The 7,446-nt window shown below is 66.7% G+C and carries 9 protein-coding genes and 1 pseudogene; 1 reads left to right on the plus strand and 9 read right to left on the minus strand.

The window, feature by feature from the left end:
- Positions 1 to 12 precede the first annotated feature (12 nt).
- The 9 genes from NK718_RS14285 to NK718_RS14325 all read right to left on the minus strand — a co-directional run bounded on the left by NK718_RS14285 (position 13) and on the right by NK718_RS14325 (position 6,968).
- A complete protein-coding gene (locus NK718_RS14285; RefSeq protein ID WP_254743586.1) occupies positions 13 to 720 on the minus strand; it encodes an ABC transporter ATP-binding protein in 708 nt (235 codons plus the stop codon).
- A 1-nt stretch (position 721) separates the two neighbouring features.
- Entirely contained in the window at positions 722 to 1,855 is a 1,134-nt protein-coding gene (locus tag NK718_RS14290) for an ABC transporter permease (RefSeq protein WP_254743588.1), read from the minus strand.
- Positions 1,852 to 3,045, minus strand: coding sequence for an efflux RND transporter periplasmic adaptor subunit (locus tag NK718_RS14295; RefSeq protein WP_254743590.1), 1,194 nt, complete (start codon positions 3,043 to 3,045; stop codon positions 1,852 to 1,854). Before NK718_RS14295 ends, NK718_RS14290 begins: the two co-directional genes overlap by 4 nt.
- Positions 3,046 to 3,144: 99 nt before the next feature.
- Positions 3,145 to 3,480: a rhodanese-like domain-containing protein gene (locus NK718_RS14300; RefSeq protein WP_254743592.1), complete on the minus strand. Its 336-nt coding sequence runs from the start codon at positions 3,478 to 3,480 to the stop codon at positions 3,145 to 3,147.
- Positions 3,481 to 4,116, minus strand: a complete 636-nt coding sequence (locus NK718_RS14305) for a class I SAM-dependent methyltransferase (RefSeq protein ID WP_254743594.1) — start codon at positions 4,114 to 4,116, stop codon at positions 3,481 to 3,483.
- Positions 4,117 to 4,127: 11 nt separating this feature from the next.
- Positions 4,128 to 5,012: an MBL fold metallo-hydrolase gene (locus NK718_RS14310; RefSeq protein ID WP_254743596.1), complete on the minus strand. Its 885-nt coding sequence runs from the start codon at positions 5,010 to 5,012 to the stop codon at positions 4,128 to 4,130.
- A gap of 117 nt (positions 5,013 to 5,129) precedes the next feature.
- Positions 5,130 to 5,927, minus strand: a complete 798-nt coding sequence (locus NK718_RS14315; protein WP_254743598.1) for a sulfite exporter TauE/SafE family protein — start codon at positions 5,925 to 5,927, stop codon at positions 5,130 to 5,132.
- A gap of 20 nt (positions 5,928 to 5,947) precedes the next feature.
- Positions 5,948 to 6,277: an ArsR/SmtB family transcription factor gene (locus NK718_RS14320; RefSeq protein WP_254743600.1), complete on the minus strand. Its 330-nt coding sequence runs from the start codon at positions 6,275 to 6,277 to the stop codon at positions 5,948 to 5,950.
- 181 nt (positions 6,278 to 6,458) lie between these two features.
- Positions 6,459 to 6,968: a thermonuclease family protein gene (locus tag NK718_RS14325; protein WP_254743601.1), complete on the minus strand. Its 510-nt coding sequence runs from the start codon at positions 6,966 to 6,968 to the stop codon at positions 6,459 to 6,461.
- A gap of 287 nt (positions 6,969 to 7,255) precedes the next feature.
- Between NK718_RS14325 and NK718_RS14330 the strand changes: the two are divergent.
- Positions 7,256 to 7,446, plus strand: a pseudogene (locus NK718_RS14330) (hypothetical protein); the annotation flags it as partial.

The following is a 7,446-nucleotide window of genomic DNA, read 5'->3' on the forward strand; positions in this document are numbered from 1 at the left end:
CTGTAGCGTGAATTACGGCGAATCCGCCAGAACGCCGTCGCGGAGCTGGAAGCGCCTATCGAAGCGGTCGAGGATCTTTTCGTCGTGGGTCACCGCGATGATCGCGGCATCCTGCTCGACGGCGACACGCCGCATCAGGTCCATGACGATCGCGGCGCGCTGGGAATCCAGCGCCGCGGTCGGTTCGTCGGCGAGGATGATGCGCGGCCGATTGGCCAGCGCCCGGGCGATGGCGACGCGCTGCGCCTCTCCGCCCGAGAGGTTCGCCGGCATCGCCGACTTCCTGTGGCCAACCTCGAGGTAGTCGAGCAGTTCATGAGCGCGCCGGCGCGCCGTATCGGCCTCGGCGCCCGCCAGTTGCAGGACCAGGGCCACGTTTTCGGTCGCCGTCAGAAACGGGATCAGATTATGGAACTGGAAGATGAAGCCGATCTTGTCGAGCCTCAGGCGACGCAGGTCGGCTCGCAGCCAGCGATGCCCCCTGAACACGGTTTCGCCGTCGAGGTCCAGGGATCCTGACGAGGGATCGAGGATGCAGCCGATCACGTTCAGGAGCGTCGTCTTGCCCGATCCCGACGGCCCGAGCAGCGCCACCACCTGACCCGGAAAGACCTCGATTGAAACGTCCCGCAGCGCGTCGACGCGGGTCTCTCCCTCCCCGAAATGCTTGGAGACGCGGTCCACCTTGACGAGCGGCGCAATCCCCGGCGAGGCGGGCATCTCACCCTCCCAGCGCGCTGGCGGGATCGACCCGCAGGGCGGCGCGCACGCCGAGCGCGCTGGACACGAGGCAGACGAGGACCACGACCGCGCCAAGGGCGGCGATATTGTCCACTTCAAGCACGACGCGGCGCGGAAAGACGTCCTTGACGTTCAGGATCAGCGCCGCCCCGAGCGAGAACCCGATGGCGCCGAGCGCCAACGCCTGTTGCACGATCATGGCCACGATCGTTCGATCGGGCGCGCCGATCAGCTTCAAGGTCGCGATCTGCTTCAGCTTCTCCATGGTCATCGTATAGATGATGAGAGCGATGATGACGGCCGAGACGGCCATCAGGAGGGACGTGAACAGGCCGATCTGCCGCCGCGCTCTGTCGACCAGCGATTGCGTGAGGATGAGTTCCTGGCCCTCCTGGGTGATCGCGGCCAGGTGTTTCCAGCGATGAACGGTGGCGGCGACGTGGTCGGGCGTGGTGTTGGGCGAAACCCGCGCGACCACCGCATTGATGGTGTCTCGCCCGGCGTCGGCGAAACCGCGCGCGAGCTGGATGCGCGCCGCCGGCGGAGCCAAGTCGAACTGCAGCTTCTGCGCGTCTCGCAACGTGATGAACACGGTGGGATCGCCGCCCGTCGCCACCTGGTGCTGAGTGAGGCCGACCACGGTGAAGTCATCGCGCCCCAGTCGGAGCGTCGCTCCCAACGCGACCCCGGCGGAAGCGTCGACGACCGCCTCGGCATGGGACCGTCCGATGCCGCGCCCCTCCACGATGACCGGCGGCCCTCCCGGCCGCGTCGACTCGAAGCCGATGACGTAGAGGCGGATCTTGCCGCCCATATGCTCGGTCTCGACCGTCTGGTAGGTTACGCTTCCCGCGGCGGTGACCCCGGCGATACGGGCGATGGCTTCGCGCGTGTCGCCCGGGATGCGCGAGGCCTCCGCGAAGGGGCCGCGCGTGTTCGCTTCGACCACCCAGAGATCGACGGCCGGAGAGCGCGCGACCGCGAGCGCCTCGACAACGAGCCCGCGATAGATGCCGATCATGGCGAGGACGACGCCGAGCAACAGGCCCAGGCCGAGGCCGGTGAGTAGAAACCGGAACAGGTTGTGGCGAATATCGCGATAGGCGAGGTTCATCGAACCGTCGCCGGATCGGCTTGGGGCAGCGCCCGCGCCGAACGACCCTCCCGCAGGTCCGGCGTCACCCGCGTCACGACCTGCGCCCCGGGGACAAGCCCGCCCACGATTTCCAGCCGCGAGTCTTCGGTGCGGTGGCGAAACGTGACCGAGCGCCGACGCAGGCGGCCGTCCTCCACCGTCCACACCACGCCTTGGCGGCCGTCGAAGCCATGCACCGCCGCCTCGCCGACAAGCAAGGCCTGGTCCAGTTGCGCCACGGTGATCCAGAATTCGGCTTGCTCGCCCAGATGCACGCGCGCCGGCGGGTTGTCGCCCTTGATGTAGACGCGGCGCTCCTCGCTGACGCGATCGCTTTCCAACCCGATCCTGACCACCCGGCCGGTGAACGCATCGAGCGGTCGCGACCGGAGCCTCGCGTCGACTTTCTGCCCTTCGGAGATGAAGCCGGCGCGGGCCTCGTCGACATAGGCGAGTCCCCAATACGAGTCGGTGGCGATGAGGGTGAAAACAGGATCGCCGGCCTTGAGCACGGTCCCGACTTCCTTGTGCCGCTCGATAACGAGCGCGTCGAAAGGCGCGACCAATGTGCGGTGGCCGAGCAGCGTCTCCTCGAATGCGAGCTGAGCGCGGGCGTCGGACAGAAGCGCGCTGGCCACCTCGATTTCACTGGCGGCCACGGCAACGTCGGCATTCGCCACGTCCTCGTCGCGCTGCGCCTCCTCCGCGCTCTGCTCGGTCACGACATTGCGGCCCACGAGCGCCTGCTTGCGCCTGTTCGCTTCCTGCTTTTGAGCCAGCACGGCGCGGGACTTTTGCAGGTTCGCGCGCGCTTTTTCGATGCCGACCTGCGCGCTGAGGACGGTGGCGTTGGCTTTGGCGACACGCGCCTCCTGCTCGCCTGTGCTCAGCCGCGCCAGCACGTCGCCCTTGCTCACGCGGTCGCCGTGATCGGCGTGAACCTCCGCCAAGGTCGCCCCCACCTCGAAACCGACGCGGGAGAGAACGCGGGACTCGACGGTGCCGAGCCCGAAGACGCGGATGGGGACGCTGGTCTCGATGAACGCGACCGGCACCGTGATGGTCCGGTTGCGCCAGAGCGCGACGGCCAGCGCCGCCGCGACCGCCAATCCGGCGACGCCGAGCACCCTTCCGAAACGGCGAACTTTCCTGAACGAGCTGAGCGTCATTCGCTTACATTCGATTTATTGAATGCGATGTCGTTGACGCAGCGCAACTTCGACGTTCAAGCGGGGTCCGCGGCGGCTCCGTGGACCGGAGAATCCGGATCAGCGCGCCGTGGGCAGGCCGGCGGCCTTCCACGCCGAGATGCCGCCTCCCATGTGCGTGTCGATGGGCAGACCCAGCCTCGCGCAGAGGTCGAGCGCGGTCTTGGAGCGTCCGCCGGAGAGGCAGTGCAGGACGACCGGCTTGTCCGTGGGAATCCGGTGCGCCTCGTCGGCGAACCGCGAGAGCGGAACGTTGATGGCGCCGGGAATGCGCTCGGACCCGAATTCGCCGGGCTCGCGCACATCGACAAGCGCGATGGTGCTGGACGACAACAACTCGTGCACGCGGGCCGGCTCGAGCGTAGTCGTGGCTGTCTTCTTGAACAGGCTGAACATCTATTGTCCTCGTGTGGGTGACGTTGCGTTGGGCTTCTGCGCGACCAGATCGATCAGCGCCGACATGCCGTGATGGCCCGCTCCTTCCGTCACGACGCTGTCGTAGGCCTTGAGCTCCAGGATGTGGAAATCGGCGAAGGCCTCGCGCAGGAGCGCTTCGGTGTAGAGGTTCTCGACTGCCCTGGGACCACCGGTTCCGTAGGAGAGCTGCTCGGGCCGGTAGCCTTCAAGCAGGAGCAGGCCTCCCGGCTTGAGCGCCGTTTTCATGCCTTCGAAGAGCCTGGCGCGAAGGACCGGGTCGGCGAACTGGATGAAGATTGCGACAACCACGTCGAAGGCCGCGCGCGGCCATATCCAGCTCGCGAGGTCCGCCTCGACGAACGAGAGGGACGCCTGCCGCGACATCGCGAGTTTTCTCGCTTTCGCGATCGCGACGGGTGAGCCTTCGACGGAGGTCACGGCCAGCCCCTGGCCCGCGAGCCACACCCCGTTGCGCCCTTCCCCGTCCGCCACCGCGAGCGCGCTCCAGCCGGGACGCAGCCGGCTGGCCTGAGAGCGGAGGAAGGCGTTCGGCTCGACGCCGAACAGATACTCGTCTCCGCCGAAGCGCGAATTCCATTGCTCGATATCGGACATCGGACTTTCCGTCAGAACGCCGTTTCGGCGCCGCCCCGGAACTTGACCGGGACCTTGAGATACCGCACGCCGTTCGCCTCGGCGGGGGGGAACCGGCCAGCGCGGATATTGACCTGGATCGAGGGCAAGAGGAGCTTCGGAGCGGACAAGGTCGCGTCGCGCTGCGTCCGCATCTTGACGAAGTCGTCCTCCGAAGCGTCGCCGCCGACATGGACATTGTGGGCGCGTTGATCGCCCACGGTCGTTTCCCACGCGAAGTGGTCTCGCCCGGGCGCCTTGTAGTCGTGGCACATGAACAGCCGCGTGTTGGGCGGCAGCGCCAGGAGCTTCTTGATGGATTGGAAGAGCAGGCGGGCGTCGCCCCCGGGGAAGTCGGCGCGGGCCGTGCCGTAGTCAGGCATGAAGATCGTATCGCCGGCGAAGACCGCGTCGCCGACCTTGTAGGCGATGTCGGCCGGCGTGTGACCGGGCGTGTGGAGGACCTCAACGTTCAGGCCGCCGATGGAAAATGTCTCGCCGTCAGCGAAGAGGCGGTCGAAGTCGCCTCCGTCCGGCTTCAGGTCGCGGGCGTCGAAGACCGGCCGGAAGATGCGCTGCACGTCCTTGATGTGCTCGCCGATGCCGATCATGGCCCCCGTTTTCGCCTTGACGTAGGGCGATCCGGACAGGTGGTCGGCATGCGCATGCGTCTCGAGCGACCAGACGACGTCGTAGCCCTTCTTCCGCGCCACGTGCAGGATCGCCTCCACGGACCTGATGTCGACCTCCCCCGAGGGGGCGTCGAAGTCGAGCACCGGGTCGATGATCGCCGCCTTGCGGCTGTCCGGGTCCGCGACCAGATAGCTCACCGTGTTGGTGGGTTCGTCGAAGAAGGCCTGGATGTCAGGGCCGCTCATGGCGCTGTCCTTATATTCATGTTTTCGAATATATAGTGGATCGACGGGATTTTGCAAACGTCCCCTCGGCGGACAACGCCGCGTCCACCAACTCGTCCCGAAGTCGGCCCGAGCTGTCTAGGCCGACCAGGCGCTCACGCCCTTGATGAGAATGTAACTCCCGACGACGATCACGAGGCTGGCGAATGTCACGCCGAGGACATGCCGGCGCTTGGCCAGCTCCTTGCCCATCCGGCTTCCCGCGAAGCCCCCGAGAACGCCGCCCGCGATGAAGACCAGGGCCAGCCGCCAGTCGACCAGCCCGGCAATTGCGTAGCTGCTGGCGGTGGTGGCGCCGAACGCCGAGACGGCCACGAGCGACGTCCCGATCGCGAAGTTGAGCGGCATTCGTGTAGCGAGCATCAGCCCCGGGACGATCAGGAAGCCGCCGCCGATCCCGAAGAACCCCGACATCAGTCCCACGGCGAGCCCGATACCCAGGAGCATCGGCAGCAGGGTCCTGGCTGTGGCGGGGGTCAGCCGAACCCCGTGGTCGCCGCCGGAGCCGCGCTTGCGGAGCATGAACAGGCCGACCGCGACCATGACGGCGCCGAACAGGGACAGGAGCTTGTGGCCGTCCACCGCCTGCGCCGCAGCCGATCCGGCAAGCGCGCCGATGACGCCCGCCGCCGAAAACACCGCCGCGCACCTCCACTTGACGTTGCCGAGCCGCCAATGCGCCACGAGGTTCCCGAGGGCGCTGGCCGAGACCGCCACCGCGCTCGAGCCGATCGCGACATGCGGCGACTGCACCCCGACCACGTAGACGAGCAAGGGCACGGCCAGGATGGATCCGCCGCCCCCGACGACGCCGAGGACGACGCCGACGAGTCCGCCGGAGAGCATCGCGAGGAGATCATTCAACAGGCCGGCCATGCTTCGCGCTTCCAGTCACGTCAATCGTGCGAGCCGGCGTCCACGCAGTAAAGGCGGTACAGGACGTCGAACAATTGCTCGGTCCGCTCGTCGGCGATCCGATACCAGACGGTCTGAGCGTCCCGGCGGAAGCTCACGAGGCCCTCGTCCCGCATTTTCGCCAGGTGTTGGGACAATGCCGATTGCGACAGCCCGACGGCTTGCGAGAGCATGCTGACATTGGCTTCCTTCCGCTCGACGAGCTTGCACAGGATCATCAGGCGCCGCTCGTTCGCCAACGCCCGCAGGACGCCCGGCACGGCTCGCGCTTGCCGCTCGAATGTCTCCAGATTCAGCCTCTCCGGCGCCATCGGAAACTTTCCTTGTTTGCGCCGCGCTTATTTAGCTAACTCTAATATGCTTCACAAGGCGCCGGCCACAAGCGTCCGCCCGGGGGGGGGGCGGCCATGACGGCGCCGAACAGAAACAGGAGCTTGTGAGCGTCCACCGCCTGCGCGCGCCATTCCGAAGAGATCAGGGCGACCGAGTTGGTCAGCGATGCGGCTTCTCAATCAACGCGGCCCGGGCACTGGCCGGCTCAAGGCTCCGGTACCGTCCACCCGAGAAGCGACAGCAGTCGAGCGCCAACCCATCAGGACGTTCGGCGATGATGTCCTCGCCTGCCTTGTTGAAGCCCACGCCGACCATGCGGTCGTCGGTGCGCTCGCCATTCAGCGCGCAGCGCACCGGCACACCGGACACGATCACTTGCATGCCAGCCCGCGCCGCCGCACCGTTGGGCTCCTGCTCGCTGAACCCGTGGCCGACCTCCTCGGCGTCGATGCCGTTGAGCCGGATTCGCACGCCAGCGACCTCGACGGTGTCGCGGTCGAGAACTCGGGCCGTTCCGGCAAGGGTCTCCGCCTCGATGTCGCCGCCTCGATGTCGGGGTACCAGGTGAAGTAGCTCCGGCCTTGGAAGAAGGCCCAAACCATTCCAAACAGCAGGTCCGCCGCCAGGAAGCCGCCCGCCGTCGACGAAAGCCGCCGGCGCCTCGTCCATCACCCGCGACGGACCGACGCAGCTTAAGGTTCAGACACGATGAGCACTCTTCGATGCGTGGCACTCTAAGGCACAGCCAGCAACGATTGCACGAACAGTGGGGCCCAAGCTTCGAGGACCTTCGCGAGATGAGGGCGCTCCACCTGGTCAGGGATCAGCTCTAGGTTGGCATTAAAGCTGGCTTCGAGGGAGCGTGCTCTCGAAGACAGTTTGGCGGCGTTCCTCCCCTTCCCATCAACTTACCTTCCGGCCAGATTCGCTGCCTTCGATTCCAGCGGAGCGCGACGTTGCGGGTGGCGATCTACGCTCGGGACTCGAGCGATTTGCAGCGCGAGGCCTCGATCGAGGACCAGCTCGGGGAGCTGGCTGCGATCGTGGCGGCGCTCGCTGAAGCCAGTCCAAAAAGCAAACTCCCCGGAGCCCAAGGGCGTCCGGGGAGTCAACTATCGGTGGTTGCGGGGACAGGATTTGAACCTGT

It is taken from the genome of Alsobacter ponti, from assembly GCF_024294805.1.
In the GTDB taxonomy this organism is placed as follows: domain Bacteria; phylum Pseudomonadota; class Alphaproteobacteria; order Rhizobiales; family Beijerinckiaceae; genus Alsobacter; species Alsobacter ponti.